Source organism: Micromonospora sp. WMMD1102 (assembly GCF_029626265.1).
Classification (GTDB): domain Bacteria; phylum Actinomycetota; class Actinomycetes; order Mycobacteriales; family Micromonosporaceae; genus Plantactinospora.
The window spans coordinates 7,912,704-7,936,819 of the sequence record NZ_JARUBN010000001.1 but is presented as its reverse complement, the minus strand read 5'-3'; the positions used below and the strand labels follow the sequence as shown (position 1 = coordinate 7,936,819).

General features: G+C 71.7%; 26 protein-coding genes. 11 read left to right on the top strand and 15 right to left on the bottom strand.

The window, feature by feature from the left end:
* Positions 1–4: 4 nt before the first annotated feature.
* The 3 genes from O7626_RS36095 to O7626_RS36085 all read right to left on the bottom strand — a co-directional run bounded on the left by O7626_RS36095 (position 5) and on the right by O7626_RS36085 (position 1,486).
* Positions 5–412 carry a YciI family protein gene (locus O7626_RS36095; protein ID WP_278065433.1) on the bottom strand — a complete coding sequence of 136 codons (408 nt, stop codon included), beginning with the start codon at positions 410–412 and terminating at the stop codon, positions 5–7.
* A 124-nt stretch (positions 413–536) separates the two neighbouring features.
* Positions 537–1,001, bottom strand: a complete 465-nt coding sequence (locus tag O7626_RS36090) for a GNAT family N-acetyltransferase (protein ID WP_278065432.1) — start codon at positions 999–1,001, stop codon at positions 537–539.
* A 35-nt stretch (positions 1,002–1,036) separates the two neighbouring features.
* Complete coding sequence (locus O7626_RS36085; RefSeq protein ID WP_278065431.1) at positions 1,037–1,486, bottom strand: hypothetical protein; 450 nt, start codon at positions 1,484–1,486, stop codon at positions 1,037–1,039.
* Positions 1,487–1,644: 158 nt separating this feature from the next.
* Here O7626_RS36085 and O7626_RS36080 point away from each other — a divergent pair, with 158 nt between their 5' ends.
* From O7626_RS36080 to O7626_RS36060, 4 genes are all read left to right on the top strand, one after another.
* Entirely contained in the window at positions 1,645–2,613 is a 969-nt protein-coding gene (locus O7626_RS36080; protein ID WP_278065430.1) for a DJ-1/PfpI family protein, read from the top strand.
* Between the two features lie 150 nt (positions 2,614–2,763).
* Positions 2,764–3,222 (top strand): DJ-1/PfpI family protein, encoded by a 459-nt coding sequence (locus O7626_RS36075; RefSeq protein WP_347404832.1) that lies wholly within the window; start codon positions 2,764–2,766, stop codon positions 3,220–3,222.
* A gap of 2 nt (positions 3,223–3,224) precedes the next feature.
* On the top strand, positions 3,225–3,380 hold the full coding sequence (locus O7626_RS36065) for a hypothetical protein (protein WP_278066541.1): 156 nt from the start codon (positions 3,225–3,227) through the stop codon (positions 3,378–3,380).
* A gap of 135 nt (positions 3,381–3,515) precedes the next feature.
* On the top strand, positions 3,516–4,976 hold the full coding sequence (locus tag O7626_RS36060; RefSeq protein WP_278065429.1) for a diguanylate cyclase: 1,461 nt from the start codon (positions 3,516–3,518) through the stop codon (positions 4,974–4,976).
* A 91-nt stretch (positions 4,977–5,067) separates the two neighbouring features.
* Here O7626_RS36060 and O7626_RS36055 read toward each other — a convergent pair whose 3' ends face one another.
* Together O7626_RS36055 and O7626_RS36050 are read right to left on the bottom strand one after the other, a co-directional pair.
* Positions 5,068–6,135: an aspartate-semialdehyde dehydrogenase gene (locus O7626_RS36055; protein WP_278065428.1), complete on the bottom strand. Its 1,068-nt coding sequence runs from the start codon at positions 6,133–6,135 to the stop codon at positions 5,068–5,070.
* A gap of 5 nt (positions 6,136–6,140) precedes the next feature.
* Entirely contained in the window at positions 6,141–7,406 is a 1,266-nt protein-coding gene (locus O7626_RS36050) for an aspartate kinase (protein WP_278065427.1), read from the bottom strand.
* 409 nt (positions 7,407–7,815) lie between these two features.
* Between O7626_RS36050 and O7626_RS36045 the strand changes: the two genes are divergently transcribed.
* The 3 genes from O7626_RS36045 (at position 7,816) to leuA (ending at position 11,425) form a co-directional block, all read left to right on the top strand.
* Entirely contained in the window at positions 7,816–8,682 is an 867-nt protein-coding gene (locus O7626_RS36045) for a hypothetical protein (protein ID WP_278065426.1), read from the top strand.
* Between the two features lie 85 nt (positions 8,683–8,767).
* Positions 8,768–9,313, top strand: coding sequence for a nitroreductase family protein (locus O7626_RS36040; protein ID WP_278065425.1), 546 nt, complete (start codon positions 8,768–8,770; stop codon positions 9,311–9,313).
* A 357-nt stretch (positions 9,314–9,670) separates the two neighbouring features.
* Positions 9,671–11,425 (top strand): 2-isopropylmalate synthase, encoded by a 1,755-nt coding sequence (gene leuA, locus O7626_RS36035; RefSeq protein WP_278065424.1) that lies wholly within the window; start codon positions 9,671–9,673, stop codon positions 11,423–11,425.
* A gap of 167 nt (positions 11,426–11,592) precedes the next feature.
* Here the strand turns inward: leuA and O7626_RS36030 are convergent, their stop codons facing one another.
* Positions 11,593–13,080: an MFS transporter gene (locus tag O7626_RS36030; protein ID WP_278066471.1), complete on the bottom strand. Its 1,488-nt coding sequence runs from the start codon at positions 13,078–13,080 to the stop codon at positions 11,593–11,595.
* Between the two features lie 148 nt (positions 13,081–13,228).
* Between O7626_RS36030 and O7626_RS36025 the strand changes: the two genes are divergently transcribed.
* From O7626_RS36025 to O7626_RS36010, 4 genes are all read left to right on the top strand, one after another.
* On the top strand, positions 13,229–13,855 hold the full coding sequence (locus O7626_RS36025) for an HNH endonuclease family protein (RefSeq protein WP_278066470.1): 627 nt from the start codon (positions 13,229–13,231) through the stop codon (positions 13,853–13,855).
* Positions 13,792–14,118: a hypothetical protein gene (locus O7626_RS36020; RefSeq protein ID WP_278066469.1), complete on the top strand. Its 327-nt coding sequence runs from the start codon at positions 13,792–13,794 to the stop codon at positions 14,116–14,118. Before O7626_RS36025 ends, O7626_RS36020 begins: the two co-directional genes overlap by 64 nt.
* A 90-nt stretch (positions 14,119–14,208) precedes the next feature.
* Positions 14,209–14,763 (top strand): transcriptional regulator, encoded by a 555-nt coding sequence (locus O7626_RS36015; RefSeq protein ID WP_278065423.1) that lies wholly within the window; start codon positions 14,209–14,211, stop codon positions 14,761–14,763.
* Positions 14,760–15,638: an SRPBCC domain-containing protein gene (locus O7626_RS36010; RefSeq protein ID WP_278065422.1), complete on the top strand. Its 879-nt coding sequence runs from the start codon at positions 14,760–14,762 to the stop codon at positions 15,636–15,638. Before O7626_RS36015 ends, O7626_RS36010 begins: the two co-directional genes overlap by 4 nt.
* 91 nt (positions 15,639–15,729) lie before the next feature.
* Here O7626_RS36010 and O7626_RS36005 read toward each other — a convergent pair whose 3' ends face one another.
* From O7626_RS36005 to O7626_RS35965, 9 genes are all read right to left on the bottom strand, one after another.
* Positions 15,730–16,860: an oligopeptide/dipeptide ABC transporter ATP-binding protein gene (locus tag O7626_RS36005; protein ID WP_278065421.1), complete on the bottom strand. Its 1,131-nt coding sequence runs from the start codon at positions 16,858–16,860 to the stop codon at positions 15,730–15,732.
* Complete coding sequence (locus O7626_RS36000; protein ID WP_278065420.1) at positions 16,857–18,005, bottom strand: ABC transporter ATP-binding protein; 1,149 nt, start codon at positions 18,003–18,005, stop codon at positions 16,857–16,859. Before O7626_RS36000 ends, O7626_RS36005 begins: the two co-directional genes overlap by 4 nt.
* A 6-nt stretch (positions 18,006–18,011) precedes the next feature.
* Positions 18,012–18,989 carry an ABC transporter permease gene (locus O7626_RS35995; protein ID WP_278065419.1) on the bottom strand — a complete coding sequence of 326 codons (978 nt, stop codon included), beginning with the start codon at positions 18,987–18,989 and terminating at the stop codon, positions 18,012–18,014.
* A gap of 99 nt (positions 18,990–19,088) precedes the next feature.
* Positions 19,089–20,093 carry an ABC transporter permease gene (locus tag O7626_RS35990; RefSeq protein ID WP_278065418.1) on the bottom strand — a complete coding sequence of 335 codons (1,005 nt, stop codon included), beginning with the start codon at positions 20,091–20,093 and terminating at the stop codon, positions 19,089–19,091.
* Between the two features lie 114 nt (positions 20,094–20,207).
* Complete coding sequence (locus O7626_RS35985; protein WP_278065417.1) at positions 20,208–21,875, bottom strand: ABC transporter substrate-binding protein; 1,668 nt, start codon at positions 21,873–21,875, stop codon at positions 20,208–20,210.
* Positions 21,876–22,134: 259 nt separating this feature from the next.
* Positions 22,135–22,728, bottom strand: a complete 594-nt coding sequence (recR, locus tag O7626_RS35980; RefSeq protein WP_278065416.1) for a recombination mediator RecR — start codon at positions 22,726–22,728, stop codon at positions 22,135–22,137.
* A gap of 11 nt (positions 22,729–22,739) precedes the next feature.
* Positions 22,740–23,048: a YbaB/EbfC family nucleoid-associated protein gene (locus tag O7626_RS35975; protein WP_278066468.1), complete on the bottom strand. Its 309-nt coding sequence runs from the start codon at positions 23,046–23,048 to the stop codon at positions 22,740–22,742.
* A 115-nt stretch (positions 23,049–23,163) separates the two neighbouring features.
* Positions 23,164–23,583 (bottom strand): RDD family protein, encoded by a 420-nt coding sequence (locus O7626_RS35970; protein ID WP_278065415.1) that lies wholly within the window; start codon positions 23,581–23,583, stop codon positions 23,164–23,166.
* A 47-nt stretch (positions 23,584–23,630) separates the two neighbouring features.
* Entirely contained in the window at positions 23,631–24,029 is a 399-nt protein-coding gene (locus O7626_RS35965) for a DUF2752 domain-containing protein (RefSeq protein WP_278065414.1), read from the bottom strand.
* Between the last annotated feature and the right edge of the window lie 87 nt (positions 24,030–24,116).

Below are 24,116 nucleotides of genomic sequence, written 5' to 3'. Positions count from 1 at the left end.
CAGGTCACTCCGTGATGGTCGGTGGCTCGGTCAGGAAGGGGCGCAGCTCGAGCCACTCGTGGATCGGCTTCCCGCCCGCCCCGGGAGCGGCCGACAGCTCCCCGGCCAACTCGACGGCACGCTCGTAACTGTCCACGTCGATGATCATCCAGCCGGCGATGAGATCCTTGGTCTCGGCGAACGGGCCGTCGGTGACCGGCGGGCGCCCCTCGCCGTCGTAGCGGACGAACGTCCCCTCGGGGGCGAGCGCCTGACCCTCGACGAACTCCCCGGTCCCCTCCAGCCGGGCCGCGAAGTCCCGCATGTACTCCATGTGCGCCGAGATCTCCTCCGGGGTCCACCGGTCCATCGGCACGTCGTTCACCGCGGCCGGAGCGCCCCGGTAGTGCTTCAGCAGCAGGTACTTGGCCATCTCGTGTCTCTCCTCGGTGCTGGTGCGACCCATTCTGGTCACTTCCAGCGCGGGGACGGAGCCGGCCACTCGTTCTCGACATCCCCGGCCAAGAAATTTGCCGGGCGGCCCGCACCAGACGGGTTCAGCCGGGCAGTACCAGGTGGCTCATGGTGGCGTCGCTGCCCTCCCGGATCGGTTCGGTCCGGCCGTCGGGGCGGAAGCCGTACCGTTCGTAGAGGCGGCGGGCAGCGGGATTGTCGTCGGCGACCCACAGCTCGACCGGCAGGTCGCGCTCCCGGGCCCAGCCGACCACGTGGTCGAGGACCTGCCGGCCGATGCCCGCGCCGCGCCGGTCCGGCTCGGTCCACATCGCCACCACCATCAGCCGGCCCGGCTCGTACAACCAGCCGGCCCCGATCCCCACGAGCTCGTCCCCGGCGTACGCGAGCACGGACGGCCCGCTCGCACCGTCGAGCCGGTACCGCCACTCCGGCTCGGTGAACGCCGCCTCGCGCTCGTGGGTCGAGCCGAATGCCTCCGGATCCTGCCGGAGGGCACGCAGCCGGATCTCCCGCCACGACTTCCAGTCGTCGGGACCGACAGTCACGGTCCGCACGTCAGCCATCGGGTCGACCCGGGATGTCATGGTGCGGGGACCGGGTCGTTGTTGAGCTGGGCGGTCACGATCGCCACCAGTCGGTTCCGCGCCTCCAGCAGCTGCCGGGACAGCTCGTCCAGGGCGCGCGGGTCGACGAGCTGGCGGATGTGGGTCCGGTCGTCGAGCAGTTCCCAGCGCTGCGCCGACTCGTCGGGAGCCTCGCTCACCCACATCGCGGAAACGACCGCGTGCCGCTTGGCGAGCAGCTTCGCCGCGATCTCGACCACCGGCAGGTACGCCTGCCGGTACTCCGGGGTGGCGAACTCGACGGAGCCGCGGGCGGCACGTACCGGTTCACCGGGTCTGGCCAGTACCTCGAAGGCGTTGCCGCCTGCCTGGTCGGCACCGATCCAGGCCAGGATGAGTTCCAGGTCGCCGGCCGCGATCGTGATCCGGCCGATCGCCGCCATCACCTCGTCGGGCAGCCTCGCCATGTCGGGCTTCTCCGTCCGCCGACCCCACATCGTCATGATCAGAAAGACTGTGGCCGATCCTAGCCAAGGTCGGCCCCTGGGCCAGCCCGCACCGCATGGCGTAATCTGCAATACCTGCGTCGTTGACGCCAGAACCCCGCCACGAGCAGCATGAACACATGCGACGGCGAATGCTGGCAGTGGTCTTCGAGGGCTTCCAGAATCTCGACCTCGCCGGCCCGGCCGACGTCTTCGCGCTGGCGAGCCTGATCGTCGGCGAGAGCCGCGGCTACCGGCTGGAGGTCGCGGCGGTACGCCCCGGCCCGGTGACGGCCGGCAGCGGGGTCGCGACGCTGGCGACGCTGGCGCTCGACCAGGTGACCGGTCCGATCGACACGCTGCTGGTGGTCGGCGGGCGCGCCGTACCGGCACACCTGGCCGACCCGGTGCTGGTGACCGGGATCGCCCGGCTGGCCGGCGCCGCCGAGCGGGTCAGTTCGGTCTGCAACGGCGCCCTCCTGCTCGGCGAGGCCGGTCTGCTCGACGGCCGCCGCGCCACGACGCACTGGTTGAGCGCCGTGGAGCTGGGCGAGCGGTATCCGGCGGTGGAGGTGGACTCGGACCGGATCTACGTCCGTGACGGTCACGTCTGGACCTCGGCCGGGGTCACCGCCGGCATCGACCTCGCGCTGGCGCTGGTGGCCGCCGACCACGGCCACGAGATCGCCCGGCACGTCGCCCGGGGCCTGGTGGTCTATCTGCACCGGCCGGGCGGGCAGAGCCAGTTCAGCACCGCGATGCGGACTCCGGTGCCGCGCAGCGAGCCCCTGCGGGAACTCCAGAGCTTCATCGACGGCAACCCCACCGAGGACCTGAGCGTGCCGGCGCTGGCCCGGCGGGCCGGGATGAGCGAACGCCACCTCTCCCGGCTCTTCACCGAGCAGACCGGTGTCTCCCCCGGCCGGTACGTCGAGCGCAGCCGGGCCGACGCCGCCCGCCGGTTGCTGGAACACACCGCACACCCACTCGACCGGGTGGCCCGGGAGTCCGGACTCGGTGCCGCCGAGACCCTCTACCGCGTCTTCCGCCGGCACTGGCGGGTCGCCCCCGGCGACTACCGCCGCCGATTCCGCGCCGAACACCCCTGAACACGCCCACCTCGAACACCCGAAATCAGCACCTCCGGCCCGCGCCTGCGCACCCCCGGAGCCGCCCCCGCACGCCCGAGACAAGCACCTCACGCCACGCGCACGCGCACGCGATCTCGCACCCAAACCGCCGAACCAGGAGGAACGATCATGCACGTCGCCATCCCGCTCTACCCCCGCTTCACCGCCCTCGACGTCGTCGGGCCGTACACGGTGCTGGCCTTCGCCCCCGGCGTCACGGTGACCCTGGTCGCCGCCGAGCCCGGCCCGGTCCTCGACGACCGGGGCACGATGGCGATCTCCGCCACCGTCGGTTACGCCGAGCTGCCCCGCCCGGACGTGGTCGTCGTGCCCGGCGGTGCCGGCACCCGCGCCGCGCTCGCCGACACCGCCCTGGTGAGCTGGATCGCCCGGGCGCACGCCCACACCCGGTGGACCACCTCGGTCTGCGTTGGCTCGTTCCTGCTCGGCGCGGCCGTGCCGGGCGGCGGGCGACCAGCCACTGGGGCTGGCTCGACCAGCTCGGGGCCTTCGGGGCCGAGCCGGTCCGGGAGCGGGTGGTCCGGGACGACCGGATCATCACGGCGGCCGGTGTCTCGGCCGGCATAGACATGGCGCTGACCCTGCTGGCCGACGCGACCGACGTGCCGACCGCGCAGGCGGTCCAACTGGCCATCGAGTACGACCCGGAGCCGCCGTTCGACGCCGGCTCGCCGGTCGAGGCGCCGGCCGCCCGCCGGGAAGCCGCCCTCGCGATGATCGACTGAGTCGAACCACTCGGACGAAGATCAACTAACGGAGCGTACCGGGGAGGCGGGGATCACTCGGACCCAGCGGATTCTCAGCACCCTGAGTAATCTTGGTCGGGCCCCTCGGAACCCCTCCTCCCCGGATCGGAAACGGTGTCCCCCGACCACTCCCGCGTAGTCCGCGACGTGACCTCCCGGCTGCCCACGGCGACCAGTGCCGTCGAGGCGGGCCAGGTCACGGTCGCCGCGCTGGGCCGGCACACGCCGGGACGGGTCGCCGTGCTGCTCTGGGTCCGCGACCGGCTCCGTTGCGTCGCCGCGACCGGGTCGTGGCAGGTCTTCGCCTCGGTACCGGCCGGTGCCGGAACGGTCGGCCGGGTGTACGCCTCCGGAAAGACCGAAACGGTCCCGGACGTGACGAAAGAACCCGACTACGTACCGTTGCGCCCCGACGTACGGGCCGAGATCTGTGCCCCGATCCTGGACCGGTCCGGGCAGCCGATCGGGGTACTCGACCTGGAGTGGCCGACCGCCGACGTCGACCTGGACGCCTGGCGGCGCACCGTCGAACGGGTCGCCGGCCTGCTCGGGACCAGGATCGGGCAGCTCGGCGGCCCACCGGCGGAGAGCCGCAGCGAGAAGCTGCTCCGGCACGCCTCGGCGCTGACCTCGGCCGGCACCGAGGCCGAGCTGATGACCGCCGCCGTCTCCGCCGCCCGGGACGTCTCCGGGCTCACCTCGGCGGTCTTCGTGCTGGACGGGCCGGCCGGGCCCCGGGTGGCCACCCCGAGCCTGGTACCCGACGATCTCGAGTCCCGGGTGCACGCCGCGCTGGCCGGCGCCGGGCGGCCGGTCCTGGAACGGCTCCGGGCACACGCGCACGCCTACGGCGCCTCCTACACCCTCGGCGAGGGGCAGCATCCGACCACCGCCGACCAGGACGTGCTGATCGCCGCCGGGGTACGCACGCTGATCTCGGTGCCGCTCGGCCCGACCGAGTACTGCGGGGTGCTGCTGGTCGGCGACGTCCGGACGATGCGCCCCGACCCGACCACGGTCAACCTGATCGAACTGCTCGCCGCACAGTCGTGGATCTGCCTCGAACGGCTGCGCGGGTTGGCCCGGCTGCGCGAGCGGGCCAGTTCCGACCCGCTGACCGGGCTGCGCCACCAGGGGTCGTTCGGGGAGCGGATCGCCGAGTCGACCCCGGGGCACACCGCCCTGCTCGCCGTCGACGTCGACGACTTCAAGACCGTCAACGACACCTACGGTCACCAGGCCGGCGACCGGGTACTCGTCGACCTCGCCCGGGCGTTGCAGAGCGCGCTGCGGCACGGCGACGAGTTGTACCGGGTCGGCGGCGACGAGTTCGTGGCCGTGGTCGAGGTACTCCGCCCGGAGGAGGCGGTCGGGATCGCGCAGCGGCTGGTCGAGGCGGCCCGACAGACCGGCCGGACGGTAAGCATCGGCGTGGCGGTCCAGCAGCCCGGCGAGCCCCCCGACCTGACGCTGCGCCGCGCCGACGAGGCCCTCTACAACGTCAAGCGCGAGGGCCGGGACGGCGTACGCCTGGCCCCGCTCCCCCGGCAAGATCCCGCTCTACCCGGGAAATAGTGGCCTCGGGCGCGGGCCGAGGGGACTCTTTCCCGTTAAGTAGCATGATCATCCCCGCGCCCGCGCCCGCGCGGGGCGGGGCGGGGCGGGGTCAGCGCGAGCGGGCGAGGAACTCGGCGGCGAGCAGTTCGGCGATCTGGGCGGTGTTCAGGGCGGCGCCCTTGCGCAGGTTGTCGCCGGTGACGAAGAGGTCGAGCGCACGCGGGTCGTCGACCGAGCGGCGGATCCGGCCCACCCAGGACGGGTCGGTGCCGACCGCGTCGATCGGCATCGGGAACTCACCGGCGGCGGGGTCGTCGACCAGGATCACCCCGGGGGCGTTCCGCAGCGCCTCCCGGGCACCCTCCGCGTCCACCTCGGTGCCGAAGACGGCGTGTACGGCCACCGAGTGCCCGGTCACCACCGGCACGCGTACACAGGTGGCGGAGACCTTCAGGTCCGGCAGGCCGAGGATCTTGCGTGACTCGTTGCGCAGTTTCAGTTCCTCGGACGACCAGCCGCCGTCGCGCAGCGAGCCGGCCCAGGGGACCACGTTGAGGGCCATCGGGGCGGGGAACGGGCCGAGGTCGTCGCCGACCGCCTGCCGCACGTTGCCCGGCCGGGAGCCGAGCACCCGGTCACCGGCGATCTTGGAGAGCTGGTCGTGCAGGATGTCCACCCCGACCTGGCCGGTCCCGGAGACCGCCTGGTAGGAGGCGAGCACCAGCTCGCGGAGGCCGTACTCGCGGTGCAGCGGCGCGACGGCGACGATCATCGTCAGGGTGGTGCAGTTCGCGTTCGCGATGATCCCCTTGGGGCGGTTGCGCACCTGCTCCGGGTTGATCTCCGGCACCACCAGCGGCACGTCCCGGTCGCCCCGGAACGCCGCGGAGTTGTCCACCGCCACCGCACCCCGGGAGACCGCGACCGGGGCCCACTGCGCGGAGACCTCGTCCGGTACGTCGAACATGGCCACGTCCACGCCGTCGAACGCCTCGGCGCTCAGCGCCTGGACGGTCAGCTCCTCGCCCCGGCACATCCGCGTCTGCCCGGCCGAACGCGCCGAGGCGAGCAGCCGGATCTCACCCCAGACGTTCTTCCGGGAGGAGAGCAGGTCGCACATGACCGTGCCGACCGCACCGGTCGCCCCGACCACCGCGAGTGTGGGGAGCGTCCCCATCGTGGCTACCTCCCGGTCCCGGCGTAGACCACCGCTTCCTCGCTGCCGCCCAGGTCGAAGGCCTCGTGCACCGCCCGGACCGCGGCGTCGAGGTCGGTGTCCCGGCAGACGACCGAGACCCGGATCTCCGAGGTGGAGATCATCTCGATGTTCACCCCGGCCTCGCCGAGTGCGGCGAAGAAGCTGGCCGCCACCCCCGGGTGCGAGCGCATGCCGGCGCCGATCAGCGACACCTTGCCGACGTGGTCGTCGTAGAGCAGGCCCTTGAACTTGACGTGCTCCTGGACCTTGCTCAGCGCCGCCATCGCGGTCGGGCCGTCGGTCTTGGGCAGGGTGAAGGAGATGTCGGTCCGGCCGGTGCCCTCGGTCGAGACGTTCTGCACGATCATGTCGAGGTTGATCTCGGCCGCCGCGACGGTCTCGAAGATCCGGGCCGCCGCGCCGGGCTCGTCCGGCACCCCGACCGCCGTGATCTTCGCCTCGCTCCGGTCGTGGGCGACCCCGGTGATAAGTGCTTGCTCCACGGGTAGGTCCTCCGTCGATCCGGTCACCATCGTGCCGGTGTTGGTCGAGTATGACGAACGTACCCGGATCGGCAACCCGGCCCTTCGGGCGTACTCCACGCTCCGTAGGTGCAGCACCTTCGCGCCACAGGCGGCCAGTTCGAGCATCTCCTCGTAGGTGATGGTCCTGATGTGCCGGGCGTTCGGCACGATCCGCGGGTCGGCGGTGAAGACACCGTCGACGTCCGTGTAGATCTCGCAGACGTCGGCGTCGAGTGCCGCCGCCAGCGCGACGGCGGTGGTGTCCGACCCGCCCCGGCCCAGCGTGGTGATGTCCTTGGTGTCCTGGGAGACGCCCTGGAAGCCGGCGACGATCACCACGGCGCCCTCGTTCAGCGCCGACCGGAGCCGGCCGGGCGTGACGTCGATGATCCGGGCCCTGCCGTGCACCGAGGTGGTGAGCACCCCCGCTTGGGAGCCGGTGTAGGAACGCGCCTCGTAGCCGAGGTTGTGGATCGCCATCGCCAGCAGGGCCATCGAGATGCGCTCACCGGCGGTGAGCAGCATGTCCAGCTCCCGGCCGGGCGGCAACGGGCTGACCTGGTTGGCGAGGTCGAGCAGTTCGTCGGTGGTGTCGCCCATCGCGCTGACCACGACCACCACGTCGTCGCCGGCTTTGCGGGCCGCGACGATCCGCTCGGCCACCCGCTTGATCCGTTCGGCGTCGGCGACCGAGGATCCGCCGTACTTCTGCACGACCAGCGCCACGAGGGTGCTCTCCTTCCTCCGGGCCGGGCAAGGCGCACGACCCTGAGCGTGCCGACGCCGCCGGGTCGAGGCCGGCGGCGCCGTGTGAGACCAACTCAGACTACCGGCCGTGGTCGTCGGCCCGACCAGGCGTTCCCACCATCCGACCTGTCGCAGGCCCGTCGGCGACACGCGAGAGTAGCTGCACCGACCGCCCGTCGCGGGATATCGGGGCAAGAATGGCGAGGTGTATCCCGGCGTAGCCCCCCTGCCCGACGCCGACCGGAGCCGGACCGCCGTCCTCCCGACCCGGCCCGCCGCCGACGCCGCCCCGCGCCCGGTCCCCGGACCGCCCGCGGTCCCCGCACCACACCCGGTCCCCGCACCGCCCGCGGTTCGCGGCGCCGTCCCCGCACGTCCGCTGCTCGGTGTGCTGTTGTTGGCCGGGGTGGCGCTGTCGGCCGGCTGCGGCACGGACACGCCGGCACCGGCCGCCACCCCCACCGCCCCGGCGGCGAGCCAGCCGGCCGACGCCCGGGAGCAGCTCGCCGCGCTCGCCGCCGCCGCGCAGGACCGCCAACTCACGGCCGTCTACACGCTCACCGCGCCCGGCCGGCCGGATCGGTCGATCTCGGTGGTACGCGCGGCGGACCGCTCCTGGCGGGTCGACGTCCCGGGCGGCGCGCTCGGCGGCTCCGCCGACATCTCGCTGGCCCGCAACGGCGCGGGCGTCTTCCAGTGCACGCTCCCCTCGGCCGGCAACCCCGAGTCGGGCTGTGTGCGGGTGGCCGACCCGGGCCAGCCACTCGATCCCGGGATCGACCCCCCGCTGCGGCACCCGTTCACCGACTGGCCGGAGGTGCTCACCGACCGGCAGGCGCCGCTCTCGGTCTCCGCCGCCGCCCTGCCCGGCGCCCAGGGCAGCTGTTTCGCCGTCGAGTCGACCTCGGCCTCGGTCAGTCCGCCGTTGGATCCCGGCATCTACTGCTACGCCTCCGACGGCACCCTCACGGCGGCCCGGCTCCCGGCCGGCACCCTGACCCTGGCCGGTACGCCGACCGCCGCCCCGGCCACCGTCGCGCTGCCCGGCCCGCTGGTCCAGCGTGAGCCGCTGCGGATCGCCGGCCCACCACCGGAGCAGCCCGGCGGTTCCACGGACGACGGCAGCGGCACCGACGACAACGGGGGCGGCACCGACGACACCGAGGGCGCCGACGACAACGGGGGCGACGGCACCAGCGACAACGGGGGCACCAGCGAGGGCGGCGGGGGTGCGGCGGACTGGCAGCGCAGGTGATCTTTCTTCACGTTGAGGGTGCGCTCGGTCACGTCCGGTGACCCCGGTGTCGGGACAGACTGGCCGATACGGCACACTCGACCCCATGGCCCAGCTCTCCCCGATACTGGCGACCCGGTGGAGTCCGCACGCCTTCGACCCGGTCGCCGACCTCACCGACACCGAGGTCGCGTCCCTGCTGGAGGCGGCCCGCTGGGCTCCCTCCGCCGACAACACCCAGCCCTGGCGCTTCCTGCTGGGCCGCCGGGACGACGAGGCGTTCAAGCGGATCCTGACCAACCTCTCGGCCGGCAACCAGCGGTGGGCCGGCCGGGCCTCGGCGCTGCTGCTCGGCGCGCACGCCACCACCGGGCCGGGCGGCGGGCCGCTGCCGCACGCCGCGTACGACCTCGGTCAGGCGGTGGCGCATCTCACGGTGCAGGCCACCGCACTGCGACTCTACGTACGGCAGATCTCCGCGTTCGACGCCACCGGGCTCCGGGCCGACCTCGACCTCTCCGCCGAGGTACGCCCGCACGTGGTGGTCGCGGTGGGCCGGCTCGGCGACCCGTACTCGCTGCCGGAGGACCTGCGGGCCCGGGAGATCGGCCTGCGCCAGCGCCGTCCACTGGCCGAACTGCTGCTGCGCTGAGCTGCGGCCGTCAGGCCCAGCGGCGACCAGCGGCAGCGGCGGGAGCAGCGGTCGTGACCTGGGCGGTTCCCAGATTGCGGACTACGCTTACCCGATCGCCTTCGAGCGCTTAAGGTGACTTTGTCATGTGGCGGTCCCTGCTTCTTCGCCGCCGCGACGAGGCTTCCCAGGCCGGCACCTCGTCGCGGAGTTGAAGCGCGCCGTCCTGCGATTCCGGCCGGACCCCGTTGCGGCCAGCCTCCTCGACAGTCCGACCCCGGCATCCGGCTCGCACCGGCGCCCGGCTCCGGCACGAGGATCCGACATCCAGATCCGACACTCGGCGCTCACGCCACATGACCACGGGAGCTTTCCGCCATGGCACAACCTGCCGGCACCACCACCGACGGTGATCCGATAGCCCGGCAGCGGCCCAGCCGCATGCCGTACCAGCGTTACCAGCCCTACCACCAGCAGTTCGCGATCGACCTGCCGGACCGGCAGTGGCCGACCCGGCGCGTCGAGGCGGCGCCCCGGTGGTGCGCCGTCGACCTACGCGACGGCAACCAGGCCCTGATCGACCCGATGTCGCCGGAGCGCAAGCGGCGGATGTTCCAGCTGCTGGTGCAGATGGGCTACAAGGAGATCGAGGTCGGTTTCCCGTCGGCCAGCCAGACCGACTTCGACTTCGTCCGACAGCTGATCGAGCAGGACCTGATCCCCGACGACGTCACCATCCAGGTGCTGACCCAGTGCCGGGAGCACCTGATCGACCGCACCTTCGAGGCGATCCGGGGCGCGAAGCGGGCGATCGTGCACTTCTACAACTCGACCTCGACGTTGCAGCGCCGGGTGGTCTTCGGCCTGGACCGGGCCGGGATCACCGACATCGCCACCTCCGGCGCCCGGCTCTGCCAGAAGTACCACGAGATCCACACCCCGGACACGGACGTCTTCTACGAGTACTCGCCGGAGTCGTACACCGGGACGGAACTCGACTACGCCCTGGAGGTCTGCGCCGCGGTGATCGAGGTGATCGACCCGACCCCGGACCGGCCGCTGATCATCAACCTGCCGGCGACCGTCGAGATGGCCACCCCGAACGTCTACGCCGACTCGATCGAGTGGATGCACCGCAACCTGCCCCGCCGGGAGAGCGTGGTGCTCTCGCTGCACCCGCACAACGACCGGGGCACCGGGGTCGCCGCCGCCGAGCTGGGCCTGCTGGCCGGGGCCGACCGGATCGAGGGCTGCCTCTTCGGCAACGGCGAGCGCACCGGCAACGTCGACCTGGTCACGCTTGGGCTGAACCTCTTCTCCCAGGGCGTCGACCCGCAGATCGACTTCTCCGACATCGACGAGATCAAACGCGCCGCCGAGTACTGCAACCAGTTGCCGGTGCACGAGCGGCACCCTTACGCGGGTGACCTGGTCTTCACCGCCTTCTCCGGCTCGCACCAGGACGCGATCAACAAGGGCTTCGACGCGCTGGCCGCCGACGCGCAGGCGGCCGGGGTGCCGATCGACCAGTTCGGCTGGGCGGTGCCCTACCTGCCGATCGACCCGAAGGACCTGGGCCGCACCTACGAGGCGGTGATCCGGGTCAACTCGCAGTCCGGCAAGGGCGGCGTGGCGTACATCATGAAGATTGAGCACCACCTCGACCTGCCGCGCCGGTTGCAGATCGAGTTCTCCGGGGTGGTGCAGCGGGTCACCGACGACGACGGCGGCGAGGTGGAGCCGGGCCGGATGTGGCAGCTCTTCGCCGAGGAATATCTCACCGACCGGCAGCGGGAGCCGATCGTCCAGATCGAGAGCTACACGATCGGCACCGTCGACGGCAAGGTCGAGATCGAGGTGGACGCCCGGTTCGGCGCCGGCCGCCGGTCGCTCTCGGCGACCGGTAACGGCCCGATCGACGCGTACGTCAACGCGTTGCAGGCGCTCGACGTCCGGGTCCGGGTGCTCGACTACCACGAGCACGCGATGTCCGCGGGCGGCGACGCCCAGGCTGCCGCGTACGTGGAGTGCGAGGTCGACGGCCGGACGGTCTGGGGCGTCGGACTGGACGCCAACATCGTGACCGCCTCGGTGCAGGCGGTGACCAGCGCCGTCAACCGCGCCCTGCGCTGAGCCGCCCACACCCCTGTCGAACCCGCCGGGTCGGGCGGGTCGGCCCACACCCTGTCGAACCGCCGGATCGGGCGGGTCGGACCGGTCACCCCGGCCGACCCGCGCGAACCGTGCGCGCCGCCGCCGACGTGCCCGCCCTACCCGTGGCGGCACGCCTGCCGGCACCGCTACCAGCGGTGCTCTCCCGCCGCCGTCCGGTCCGCATCCTGGTCCGGTTCGTGCTGGTGGGTCGGGGGCGGCGGCAGGGTGGGGCAGGGGCGGGACTTCCTCGGCTCCCGCTCCGGCCGGTGCACGAGTACGCCGGCGAGCAGTGCGCCGAGCACCATCAGCCCGGCGGAATAGAGCACCGCCTGCCGGTACGCCGGGGTGAGCTGGCCGGAGCGGGCGTACCCGCCGCCGGAGAGGCCGACCGCCAGCGGCAGCGCGGAGACGGCGAGCAGGCCGCCGACCCGGGACGCCGCGTTGTTGAAGCCGCTGGCGGCGCCGGCCAGCCGGTCCGGGGCGGCGGCCAGCACCGAGGCGGTCAGCGGGGCCACCACCAGGGTCATGCCTAGCCCGAAGAGGACGATCCCGGGCAGGACGCGCAGCCAGTAGGAGTCGCCCCGGCTCACCCAGTGCAGCAGGACCAGCCCGGTGGCGGCGACCAGCGGGCCGACGGTGAGCTGCGGGCGGGGCCCGATCCGGGAGGCGAGCGCGCCGGAGCGGGCCGAGCCGAGCAGCAGCAGGATGGTCAGCGGCAGGCTGGCCAGGCCGGTCTCCAGGGCGGAGTAGCCGACGACGTTCTGGAGGTAGACGGCGAAGAAGAAGGTGAACCCGGTGAGCGCGGCGTAGACCAGCACGGTGTAGACGTTCAGCACCCCGAACAGCCGGCTGGCGAAGAGCGTCGGCGGCAGCATGGCCCGTTCGCCCCGGTGCCGTTCGAGCAGCACGAACGCGACAGCGGCGGCCACCCCGAGCGCGGCGGCGCCGATCACCTGGACCGAGCCGGGGCCGAACTGCTGGGCCTCGATCAGCGCGTACGTGACGCCGGCCAGGCCGAGCGCGCCGAGCAGCGAGCCGGCCACGTCGAACCGGGCGGCGGCCCCGCCGTCGGACCGGCTCTCCGGGGTCCAGCGCAGCGCGGCCAGGATCACGACCACCGCCAGCGGCACGTTGAGGAAGAAGATCGCCCGCCAGGAGAGCGCGTCGATCAGCCAGCCGCCGACGAACGGGCCGAGCGCGGTGGAGACGCCGGCCAGCCCGGACCAGGCGCCGATCACCCGGCCGCGCTCGTCCGGGTGGAAGCTGGACTGGAGCAGGGCGAGCGAGCCGGGGGTCAGCAGCGCGCCGCCGAGCCCCTGGAGGAAGCGGGCGGCGATCAGCCACTCGATGTTCAGGGCAGCGCCGCAGAGGATCGAGGCGGCGGTGAACGCCAGCACTCCGGCCAGGAAGACCCGGCGCCGCCCGACCCGGTCGCCGAGTGCCCCGCCGAGCAGCACGAAGGCGGCCAGGGTCAGCAGGTAGCCGTTCAGCGTCCACTGTAGGCCGGCGGTACTGGCGGAAAGCTCGGTGCCGATGTGTGGCAGTGCAACGTTGACCACGGTGGCATCCAGGAAGACCATGCCGGAGGCGACCACGGCGGCGAACAGGGTACCCCGGCCGGCCCTGCTGGACATCCGCAACGGTGCTGACGATTTGCTCACGGTGTCAATCTGCCCTGCCTGTGTCGTACGATGCCGCGAAACGCCGGAACCCGCACCGGTCGCCCCTGCACCGGTCCACACCTCGCAGGCTGGAAGCGTGCCGTTCATCCGTACCAGATCAATAGCCCGGTCGGGAAGCGCGGCCGTGCTCCTCTGCCTGCTCGCCCTCGGCGGCGCCGGCTGTGCCCCGGTGGAGAGCCCGCCGGCCCCGGAGTCGTCCGGGCCGGCCGACACCCAGGCCCAGCTCGGCCAGCTCACGGTGGCGAGCGCCGGCTCGATGCGCGGCTACAGCCGGGAGCACTTCCCGCACTGGCGCAAGGCCGGCAAGAACTGTGACGTCCGGGACACCGTCCTGCAACGGGACGGCACCGGGATCAAGCTCTCCGGCTGCAACGTGGTCGGGGGCCGCTGGTCGAGCCGGTACGACAACCGGGCCCTGAGCGACCCCTCCGACGTGGACATCGACCACATGGTGCCGCTGGCCAACGCCTGGCGCTCGGGTGCCGACGAGTGGGACGACGAGCGGCGCGGCGACTTCGCCAACGACTTGGACCGGCCACAGCTGGTGGCGGTTTCGGCGTCCTCGAACCGGGCAAAGGGCGACCAGGACCCGTCCCAGTGGAAGCCGCCGAACCGGGACGACTGGTGCCAGTACGCGGAGGACTGGATCGCGGTCAAGCACTTCTGGCGACTGTCGGTGACCTCCGCCGAGAAGGCGGCGCTCGACGACATGCTGGGGAGCTGCTGATGGCCGAGACCGGAAGCGCCGCGCAGAGCACCGACATCACCGCCGGCCCGGGTGGGGTGATGACCGACGACGTCGGGGTGGTCACCGGTGACCTGACGCTCCGCACCGAGCTGGACGGTAGGGACGCCGTGCTCCGGGTGCAGTACAAGGACGCCGCCGAGTGGTACTCGGTGACCGGCGGGCGGGCGGCGCTGGCCGACCCGGCCGACCTGGCCGCCGTGCACACCGTCGCGGTCGGCCTGCTCAACCGCCCCGAGGGCTGACCTGCCGAACACGCCGACCGGGTACGCCCCGGTCGGCGTCCGCGCGGGCGATTGGCAAAATCTGGTTTTACGTACAGGATCGTTTTTGCCATGAGAGACGTGATGTACCTGGAGCAGATCGAGCAGGCCGAGACCCTGCTCAAGCCGCAGCGCATCGAGGTGCTGCGGCAACTCGCCGAGCCGCACACCTGCACCGAGGTGGCGAACCAGCTCGGCCAGACCCCGCAGCGGGTCTACTACCACGTCAAGCGCCTGGTCGAGGCGGGCCTCGTCGACCAGGTCTCCGAACGCAGGGTCCGCGGCATCACCGAGGGCATCTACCAGGCGAGCGCCAGGTCCTACTGGCTCTCCCCCCGACTGGTCGGCCGGCTCGGGCTGCGCAAGGCACAGGACCAGATGAGCCTCGGCTACCTGCTCAACCTGATGGAGGAGGTCCAGGCCGACGTCGCCGCGCTCGACCGGACCGCCCCCGAGCTGCCGTCGATCGGCTTCTCCGGCGAGATCCGGGTGCCGGCCGACCAGCGCCAACAGTTCCTCACCGACCTACAGACCGCACTGCAAGAGCTGTTCACCCGCTACGGCGGAGCCGAGGGCGACGCCTTCAAACTCGCCGTCGCCTGCTACCCACACGGAGGCACGAAATGACCGCACCCGCACCGCTGACCCTGCGCGCCCGCGCCGCCGCGCCGGTCAAGAACGTCTGGCACGCCCTCACCGACGCCGCCGAACTGCGCGTCTGGCTCGCCGACCAGGCCGAGGTCGAGCTGCCGGACCGGTACGAGTTCCGGGGGCCGCAGGTGCCCGAGGGCGACGCCCCGCACCAGCGGCTGCGCGAGGTCGGCGAGCACAGCCTCCGGTTCGACTGGCTGCTGGACGGCGAGCAGACCAGCACCGAGATCACCCTGACCGAGGAGAGCACCGACTCCACGATCGTCACGCTCACCCAGTCGCACTGGACCTTCCAGGACGTGATCACCGGCGCCAGCATCCGGGGCGTGCTCCAGACGTACTGGTCGCTGGCGATCGCCAACCTGGTCGACCACGTCGAGGGCCGGCCGCTCACCCCGAAGGTCGACTTCACCTCGGCGACCATGCGCGCCGAGGTCGTCGTCGACGCCACCCCCGAGGCGCTCTACGAGTCGCTCACCGACTCGGCCAAGGTCAGCGAGTGGTTCGGCTACCCGCTCGGGATCGAACCCGAGGTCGGCGGCCGATTCGCGATGGGCGGCTTCGAGAACGACCCCAACCCGGCCAAGGTGCTGGACCTGACCCCCGGCCGGGCGATGACCGTCGACTGGGGACCGGCCGGCGTGGTGAGCTGGGAACTGGAGGGCAGCGGCGGGAAGACGAAGCTCTCCTTCGTGCAGAGCGGCTTCGACCGGCCGCCGTACGCGGCCTGGGGCGGCTGGCTCAGCGGGCTCGCCGAGCTGCGCCGCTACCACGAGCTGCCGGACTGGCGCCCGATCTGGCTCTACGACCCGACCGAGGTCGTACCGCCCGAGGCGCACGCCGAGAGCTGAGCGGTGTCCGCGTACCCCCGGCCCGGGTTCGTCCCGGGCCGGGGTCGTGGTCGCAGCGGGCCGGGTCCTCTCCCCGGGCCGGGTGTCGGGCTCAGACGAACGAGCCGGGCTCGCTCGGCGCGGAGACGACGCCGGGCGCCTCGCCCTCGTCCTCCGGCCGGACGATCTCCGCCGACACCCGGTGCGGCCGGATCTCGCCGCTGGCGATCTGCTCGGCCCAGTGGCAGGCCACCCGGCTCTCGCCGATCTGCCGCAGCACCGGCCGCTCGTCGGCGCAGCGGGTCGGCTGGGCCCACGGGCAGCGGGTGTGGAAGCGGCAGCCGGCCGGCGGGTTCGCCGGCGACGGCAGGTCACCGGCGAGCAGGATCCGCTCCCGCCGGTCCTCCACCTCCGGGTCCGGCACCGGCACCGCCGACATCAGCGCCCGGGTGTACGGGTGCAGCGGCTCCCGGTAGAGCCGGTCGCTCGGCGCCTCCTCGACAAGCGCGCCGAGGTACATCACCCCGACCACGTCGGAGATGTGCCGCACCACCGCCAGGTCGTGCGCGATCACCAGATAGGTGAGCCCCAGCTCGTCCTGGAGTTCGTCGAGCAGGTTCACCACCTGGGCCTGGATCGACACGTCCAGCGCGGAGACCGGCTCGTCGGCGACGATCAGCTCGGGGCCGAGCACGAGGGCGCGGGCGATGCCGATCCGCTGCCGCTGCCCGCCGGAGAACTCGTGCGGATAGCGGGACAGCGCCCACTTCGGCAGCCCGACCGCGTCCAGGGTCCGGGTGATGATGTCCCGCCGGGCGTTCCGGTCGGCACCGATCCCGTGCGCCTGCAAGCCCTCGACCAGGATCGACTCGACGTTCTGCCGGGGGTCCAGGCTCGACATCGGATCCTGGAAGATCATCTGCATCCGGCGGCGCATCGCGCGGAGCCGGTTCGGCGGCAGCCCGGTCAGCTCGACACCGTCGAAGTTCACCTGCCCGCCGGTCGGCCGGGTCAGCTGGAGCAGGGCCCGGCCGAGCGTCGACTTGCCACAACCGGACTCGCCGACCAGCCCGTACGTCTTGCCGCGCGGGATGGCCAGGTCGACCCCGTCCACCGCCTTCACGTGCCCGACGACCCGGTCGAAGATCACGCCCCGGGTGATCGGGAAGTGCACCTTGAGGTCCCGGACCTCGACCAGGTTCGCGGACTGCCCGGTCGGACCGGACTCCTGTACGTCGGTCATGCCGACTCCTCCTCGCGCGGGGCGGGCGGGGTGCCCCACTCCTCCGCCGTTGCCGGCTGCTCCTGTCCCGGTGCCGGCCGGGTACCGGTCGCCGTCGCCTGGGCCGGGACGGTCCCCTCCGCTGCCGGCTCCGGCGCGGTCGGCGAGGCGGGCGGGGGCGGAGCCGAGCCGACCGGCGGCACCGGGTTGACGCACCGGTACGTCCGGTCGGTGTGCGTGAGCGCGAGCTGCGGCGGCTGGCCGAGGCACGCCTCGACCTGCCGGTCGCAGCGCGGCGCGAAGGCACAGCCGTCCGCCCAGGGCAGCACGTCCCGGACCGAGCCGGGGATCGGCGAGAGCCGGTCGCCCCGGCCGGCGTCCAGCCGGGGGATCGAGCCGAGCAACCCCACCGTGTACGGGTGCCTCGGCTCGGCGAAGAGCGGCTTGCGGCGGGCGGTCTCCACCACCCGTCCGGCGTACAGCACGTTCACCGTGTCGCACATCCCGGCGACCACGCCCAGGTCGTGCGTGATCATCACGAGTGCGGTGCCGGAGTCGCGTACCAGGTCCTTGAGCAGTTCCAGGATCTGCGCCTGGATGGTCACGTCCAGCGCCGTGGTCGGCTCGTCGGCGATCAGCAGCCGGGGCTGGCAGGCGACCGCGATCGCGATGAGCGCCCGCTGCCGCATCCCGCCGGAGAGCTGGTGCGGGTATTCCCGCAGCCGCCGGTGCGGGTCCGGGATGCCGACCCGGTCCAGCAGTTCGGCGGCCTCCTTGCGGGCCGCGTCGCCGCCCAGTCCCCGGTGCCGGGCGAGTACCTCGGTCACCTGGCGGCCGACCGGGATCACCGGGTTCAGCGAGGAGAGCGGGTCCTGGAAGATCATCGCGACGTCCCGGCCCCGGATGTCCCGCATCGTCCGCCGGTCCACCCGGAGCAGGTCGGTGCCGTCGAAGTCGGCCCGGCCCTCGACCGAGATGCCGGGCTGCCGGGGCAGCAGTCCCATCAGGGCCAGCGAGGTCACGCTCTTGCCGCAGCCGGACTCGCCGACCAGGCCGACCACCTCGCCGGCGTCCACCGAGAACGACACCCCGTCGACCGCCCGGACCGTACGCTTGCCGCGCTGCCGGAACGTGACGGAGAGGTCCTCCACCTCAAGCAGTGCCATGACAGATCACTTCCGCAGCTTCGGGTCGAGGGCCTCGCGCATCGCCTCACCGAGCAGGGTGAAGCCCAGCGCGGTGATGATGATCGCCACCGCCGGATAGATCGCCAGCGCCGGCCGGATGCCCAGGTACGACTGCGCGTCGGCGAGCATCACACCCCACTCGGGTATCGCCGTGTCCGGGTTGCCGAGGCCGAGGAAGGAGAGCGCCGCCGCCTCGATGATCGCGGTGGCCAGGGTCAGGGTGGCCTGCACGATGACCGGGGCCAGCGAGTTCGGCAGCACGTGGCTGATCGCGATCTTCGAGCGGCGTACCCCCAGCGAGGTCGCGGCGAGCACGTAGTCGCTGTTCGCCTGGGCGATCATCGCGCCGCGCAGCAACCGGGCGAAGACCGGCACCGAGACCACGCCGACCGCGATCATCACTGTGGTGAGGCTGGCCCCGAGCAGCGCCGCGATGCTCACCGCGAGCAGCAGGCTGGGCAGCGCCAGCATCATGTCGACGATCCGCATCAGGGTGGTGTCGACCCAGCGCCCCCAGCGCCCGCCGAGCCCGGCGGCGGCACCGGCCACCCCGCCGATCAGGGCGCCGACGGCCAGGCCGATGAGCGTGGAGACCACGCCGACCAGCAGGGTCTGCCGGGCGCCGACGATCAGCCGGCTGAACTCGTCCCGCCCCTGGTGGTCGAAGCCGAGCCAGTGGTCGCCGGTCGGGCCCGGGATGATGCCCTGGCCCGACTTGACCAGACCCTCCCTGATCCCGATCGTGTCGGTCGGCCCGTACGGCACCAGGAACGGCCCGACGATGGCGACCAGCAGGAAGATGCCGAGTACGACGCTGCCGACGATGGCCGCCGGGTTGCGCCGGAGCCGGCGGAACGCCTCCTTCCAGAGGCTGACGCCGCGCTCCTCGTCCCGGGCGGCGGAGAGTTCGCCGAGCCGATCGAGCTTCTCGGCCTTCTTCCGGGCCCGTTCGGTGATCGTCACCTGCGCCACCCTCCGTTCGCGACTGCGGGGCTCGCAAGCTCACTCCTCGCGCTCACCCGCGCCACCATCCGTTCACCGCCGCAGGACTCCCAAGGATGCTCATCGGACCCTCACCCTCGGGTCGATCAGGCTGTAGGAGAGGTCGACCAGCAGGTTCACAAGGACGAAGACCACGGCGATGATCATGATGAAGCCCATCAGCACCGGATAGTCCCGCTGACCGATCGAGTCGGCGATGAACGCCCCGATGCCGCTGAACGCGAAGACCGTCTCGGTGAGCACCGCGCCGGAGAGCAGGCCGCCGGTGAGCAGGCCGATCGAGGTGGCCACCGGCAGCATGGCGTTGCGCAGCACGTGCCGCTGGCGTACCACCCGCTCGGTCAGGCCCTTCGCCTCGGCGGTCCGGACGAAGTCCTCGCCGAGCACCTCCAGCACGCTGGCCCGGGTGATCCGGACGATGATCGCCAACGGGATGCTGGCCAGGGCGAGGCCGGGAAGCACGAGGTGCCAGAGCGCGTCGGCGGCGGCGTCCCACTCGCGGGTCATCAACCCGTCCAGGACGAAGAAGTTGGTTATCCGGGTCGCGTCGATCGTCGGGTCCTGCCGGCCGCTTGCCGGGAAGAGGTTCAGGTTCTCGGCGAAGATCGCCTTCAGCACGTACGCCAGGAAGAAGACCGGGATGCAGACCCCGATCAGGGATCCGGCGACCGAGACGTGGTCGAGGAGCCGGCCGCGGCGGCGGGCGGCGAGGTAGCCGAGCGGGATGCCGACGGCGATCGCGATGATCATCGCGGTGGCGGCCAGTTCGACGGTACCCGGGAAGCGTTGCAGGAACTCGGTGGTCACCTCACGCCGGGTGGAGATCGAGGTGCCCAGGTCGAGCCGGAACATGCGGGACATGAACCGGCCGTACTGCACCAGGATCGGCTCGTCCAGCCCGAGGTTCTCCCGGATCGCGGCGCGCATCTCCGGGGTGCCGCGCTCGCCGAGGATCGCGGTCTCCGGACCGCCGGGCAGCCGGTGCAACCAGATGAACAACAGGACGGAGAGCCCGAACAGCGCGGGTATCAGCTGCAACAGGCGTCTGACGATGAACCGGAACACGGGCGGCCTCTGGCAGGGGTACGGAGGGTGGCGCGGGCGGGCGCTCGGCTGGCCTCCGGCCGGGGTCTACCGGCCGGGGACCAGGGCGCGCCCGCCCGCGTTCCCTTGGTTATGTCAGGACTTGAACTCGGCGGTGGCGAACCGCTCGTCGGTGAGCGGGCTGGCCTTGACGCCGGTCACGTCCTTGCCGAACACGATCGCCGGCGGCGAGTGCGAGACCGGCACACCCGGCAGGAACTCCATGATCTTCGCGTTGAGCTGCTTGTAGAGCTCGTACCGGGCGGTGGCGTCCGCCGTGGTGTCGGCCTGCTTGAACAGCTCGAACAGCTCGGGGTTGTTGAAGCCCCACTCCGGCTTCTGCCGGTCGAACATGGTGCCGATGAAGTTGTAGCCGTCGCCGTAGTCACCGGTCCAGCCCAGGAAGTGCAGGTCGTGGGCGGTGCCGGTGCTTACCGCGTTGAGGTAGTCCGGGGTCCACTTCAGCGGGATCGGCTGGACCTTGATGCCGGCCGCCTGGAGGTCCGCCGAGAGCAGCTCGAAGAGGTCCTTCGGGTTCGGCATGTACGGCCGGGTGACCTCGGTCGGGTAGTGGAAGCGCAGCGTCAGGTTGCTGGCACCCGCCTCGGCGAGCAGCTGCTTGGCCTTCTCCGGGTTGTACTCGTAGGTGGTGACCTGCGGGTTCCAGCCCTCGACGGTGTCCGGCATGAACTGGGTGGCGACCTTGGCGCCCGGGGGCAGCTTCGAGTCGACGAGCGCCTGCCGGTTCAGCGCGTACGCGATCGCCTGCCGGACCTTCGGGTCGGCGAGCTTCGGGTTGCCGCCCTTCTGGTTGATCGCCAGGTAGAGGATGTTGAACGCCGGGCGGGTGAGCATGTTGAAGCCCTCGCCCTTCAACGGCTCGACGTCCGCCGGACCGACCAGGTCGTAGCCCTGGATGTCGCCGGAGCGCAGCGCCTGCTTCCGGGCGTTCTCGTCCGAGATCGTCTTGAAGATCAGGGTCTTCAGCTTGGCCTTCTGGTCGCCGGTGTACTCGTCGTTCCGCTCCAGGGTCAGCGTCTTGTTGGCGACGTCCCAGGACTTGAACTTGAACGGCCCGGTGCCGGTCGGGTGCTCCATCGCGTACGACGGGTACTGGATGTTGTCCGCGCTACCGCCGATGTTGCTGGCCTGGTACTGCTCCAGCGCCTTCGGGCTGTGGATGGAGAACGAGGGCAGCATCAGCGCGGCCGGGACCTTGCTGGAGACGCGGCTGAAGGCGAGGTCGACGGTGGTCGCGTCCTTCGCCGTGCAGGACTTGAAGAGGCTCTCCGGCAGGTCGTCCCGCTCGTTGGCGGCGAAGCCACCCATCACGTCCTGCCAGTACGGCGTGACGTCGGGGCTCTGCATCAGGCCCTTGGCGTTGAACCAGCGGTTGAAGTTGACGCAGACCGCCTCGGCGTTGAAGTCCGTACCGTCGTGGAACTTCACCCCCGAGCGGAGCTTGAAGGTCCAGACGGTGCCGGTGGCGTCCGGGGTCCAGCTCTCGGCCAGGCCCGGCGTGATCTTGGTGCCGCCCTCCTCGGGGCGGACCAGCGTCTCGAAGACCTGACGGGCGACCCGCAGCGACTCACCGTCGCTGGCCAGGCTGGGGTCGAGCACCTTCGGGTCACCGGCCACGCCGAAGACCAGTGTGTCCTTCTGGCTTGCGCCCGAATCGCCGCGGTCGCTCTCGGCACAGCCGGCTACCGCGAGGGCCGCGACCGCTACGGCCGCGATGGCGACCTTCGGCCTTGGTGCACGCATGGTGCTTCACCTCGTCCTGTGGATACGACAAACGCGGTGACGGGGGGCCACCGATGGCGAGACACTAGCCCCCGCGCGGACCGACCGGAAACGGCCGGGGAACGGGTTGGTACCGGATCGTGTCCTTACCGTCATGGCACCAGCGACAGAGCGTCGCGGGCGGCCGACAATATGATCGTTTGTCCGGATCTGACTATGCGAATTTGTTACATCGCGCATCAGGTCGAGCACGACCGATGTCAGACGGCGCGACGCGGGTTCAGACGGCGCGGCGGCCCTCGAAGGCCCGGCCGAGGGTGATCTCGTCGGCGTACTCCAGGTCGCCGCCGACCGGCAGGCCACTGGCGAGCCGGGTCACCGCGATGCCCATCGGCTTGACCATCAGGGCCAGGTAGGTGGCGGTGGCCTCACCCTCGGTGTTCGGGTCGGTGGCCAGGATCAGCTCGCGCACCGCGCCGGTGCCGAGCCGGGCCAGCAGTTCCCGGATCCGCAGGTTGTCCGGGCCGATGCCCTCCAGCGGATTGATCGCGCCGCCGAGCACGTGGTAGCGGCCACGGAACTCGCCGGTCCGCTCGATCGCCACCACGTCCTTCGGCTCCTCGACCACGCAGAGCACCTCTTCGCTCCGGCGTGGGTCGCGGCAGACCCGGCACTGCTCGGACTCGGCGACGTTGTAGCAGACGGTGCAGAACCGCACCAGCTCCTTGACCCGGCGCAGCGCGGTGGCCAGCCGGGTGACGTCGGCCGGGTCGGCCGAGAGCACGTGGAACGCGATCCGCTGGGCGCTCTTCGGGCCCACTCCGGGAAGCCGGCCCAACTCGTCGATCAGATCCTGGATGGCACCCTCGTACATCGCGGGGTGGCTCAGAAACCGGGCAGGCCGAGGCCGCCCATGCCGCCGGTGACCGGACCCATCTTCTCCTCGGTCAGCTTGCGCACCTCGTCGTGGGCGTTGTGCACGGCGGCCAGTACGAGGTCTTCCAGGGTCTCGACGTCCTCCGGGTCGACCGCCCTGGGGTCGATCTTGATGGCCTTCACCTCGCCGGCACCGGAGATGGTCACGGTGACCAGGCCACCGCCGGCGGTGCCGGTCAGCTCCGCCTCGGCCAGCTCGGCCTGTGCGGCGGCGAGCTGCTGCTGCATCTTCTGCGCCTGCTTCATCATCTGCTGCAGGTTGGGCTGTCCACCCGGGCGCACGGCGACTCCTCGGTTGCGGAAACTGGTCGCGTCCAGCCTAGTCCGGCCGGTCGCGGGCGGCTCGACGCCCCGCGACCGGCCGGCGGGTCGGTCAGCGTACGACGACGGTCTTCACGATCTTGTCGGCCAGCGTCTGCTTCTTGGCGTCCCAGAGCGGCCAGAGGTAACCGATGTAGCAGATGATGCCGTCGACGAAGTGCGCCAGGTCCCGCACGAAGGCCATGCCGAAGCCGATCGGCTGACCGCTGGCGTCGCCGACCAACTGGATGCCGAGTGCCTTCTTGCCCCAGCTCTGCCCGGTCTTGCCGGCCAGGTACCACCGGTTGTAACCACTGACCGCGATCCCGAGCACGATGAAGACCCAGTAGAGCGGGCCCGGACCGGTCGCCTGGCCGGTCTCCGCGTCCACGCCCGGCCCGCCAAGGACGACGGCGAGGATGCTGAACGGCGTGACGATCAGGAAGTCGATGATGTAGGCGCCCGCCCTGGGGCCCCAACTGGCGTAGTTCAAGGGGTACTCCTTGCGATGAAAAGGGGTGAAGAATCGGGAGCCCGGCGTCAGGTGATGCCGAGCCGGTGTACCTGGAACAGCCAACTCGCGCAGGCGAGCAGGGCCGCCGCCCATTCCGTACGCCGCCGGGTCCGGTCCGACCAGCGGACCGGAGGTGGCAGCGCGCCGAGCGTCCGCAGCGCGAGCAGCGGAAGCACGACGACCGTGAGCACCGCGAGCCCGACGATTACCGGGTTGGCCGCCGCCGCGCCGGCCAGGTCGCCCCGGACCAGGGCAACCGCCGCCGTGGTCAGGCCGCAGCCCGGACACGGCACCCCGGTCAGCACGCGCGACGGGCACGGTAGTCCCAGGCCGGTGGCGTCGGTCAGGTACGGCCACGCCGCCGCCGCGACCGCCACGCCCAGACCGAACACCCCGAGCCGCTCGGGTACCGAGAACTCGCGCACGCCACACTCACAGGAAGCTCACAGAAAACGGGATCGGACGGCTGATCTTAGAGAATCGACGATCTTCTCGTCGTCCCGCTTATGGCC

Coding starts and splice junctions, on each gene's coding strand:
- O7626_RS36095 (WP_278065433.1), bottom strand. CDS start 412: ATGGCCAAGTACCTGCTGCTGAAGCACTACCGGGGCGCTCCGGCCGCG.
- O7626_RS36085 (WP_278065431.1), bottom strand. CDS start 1,486: ATGGCGAGGCTGCCCGACGAGGTGATGGCGGCGATCGGCCGGATCACG.
- O7626_RS36080 (WP_278065430.1), top strand. CDS start 1,645: ATGCGACGGCGAATGCTGGCAGTGGTCTTCGAGGGCTTCCAGAATCTC.
- O7626_RS36075 (WP_347404832.1), top strand. CDS start 2,764: ATGCACGTCGCCATCCCGCTCTACCCCCGCTTCACCGCCCTCGACGTC.
- O7626_RS36065 (WP_278066541.1), top strand. CDS start 3,225: ATGGCGCTGACCCTGCTGGCCGACGCGACCGACGTGCCGACCGCGCAG.
- O7626_RS36055 (WP_278065428.1), bottom strand. CDS start 6,135: ATGGGGACGCTCCCCACACTCGCGGTGGTCGGGGCGACCGGTGCGGTC.
- O7626_RS36040 (WP_278065425.1), top strand. CDS start 8,768: ATGGCCCAGCTCTCCCCGATACTGGCGACCCGGTGGAGTCCGCACGCC.
- leuA (WP_278065424.1), top strand. CDS start 9,671: ATGGCACAACCTGCCGGCACCACCACCGACGGTGATCCGATAGCCCGG.
- O7626_RS36030 (WP_278066471.1), bottom strand. CDS start 13,080: ATGTCCAGCAGGGCCGGCCGGGGTACCCTGTTCGCCGCCGTGGTCGCC.
- O7626_RS36015 (WP_278065423.1), top strand. CDS start 14,209: ATGAGAGACGTGATGTACCTGGAGCAGATCGAGCAGGCCGAGACCCTG.
- O7626_RS36010 (WP_278065422.1), top strand. CDS start 14,760: ATGACCGCACCCGCACCGCTGACCCTGCGCGCCCGCGCCGCCGCGCCG.
- O7626_RS36005 (WP_278065421.1), bottom strand. CDS start 16,860: ATGACCGACGTACAGGAGTCCGGTCCGACCGGGCAGTCCGCGAACCTG.
- O7626_RS36000 (WP_278065420.1), bottom strand. CDS start 18,005: ATGGCACTGCTTGAGGTGGAGGACCTCTCCGTCACGTTCCGGCAGCGC.
- O7626_RS35985 (WP_278065417.1), bottom strand. CDS start 21,875: ATGCGTGCACCAAGGCCGAAGGTCGCCATCGCGGCCGTAGCGGTCGCG.
- recR (WP_278065416.1), bottom strand. CDS start 22,728: ATGTACGAGGGTGCCATCCAGGATCTGATCGACGAGTTGGGCCGGCTT.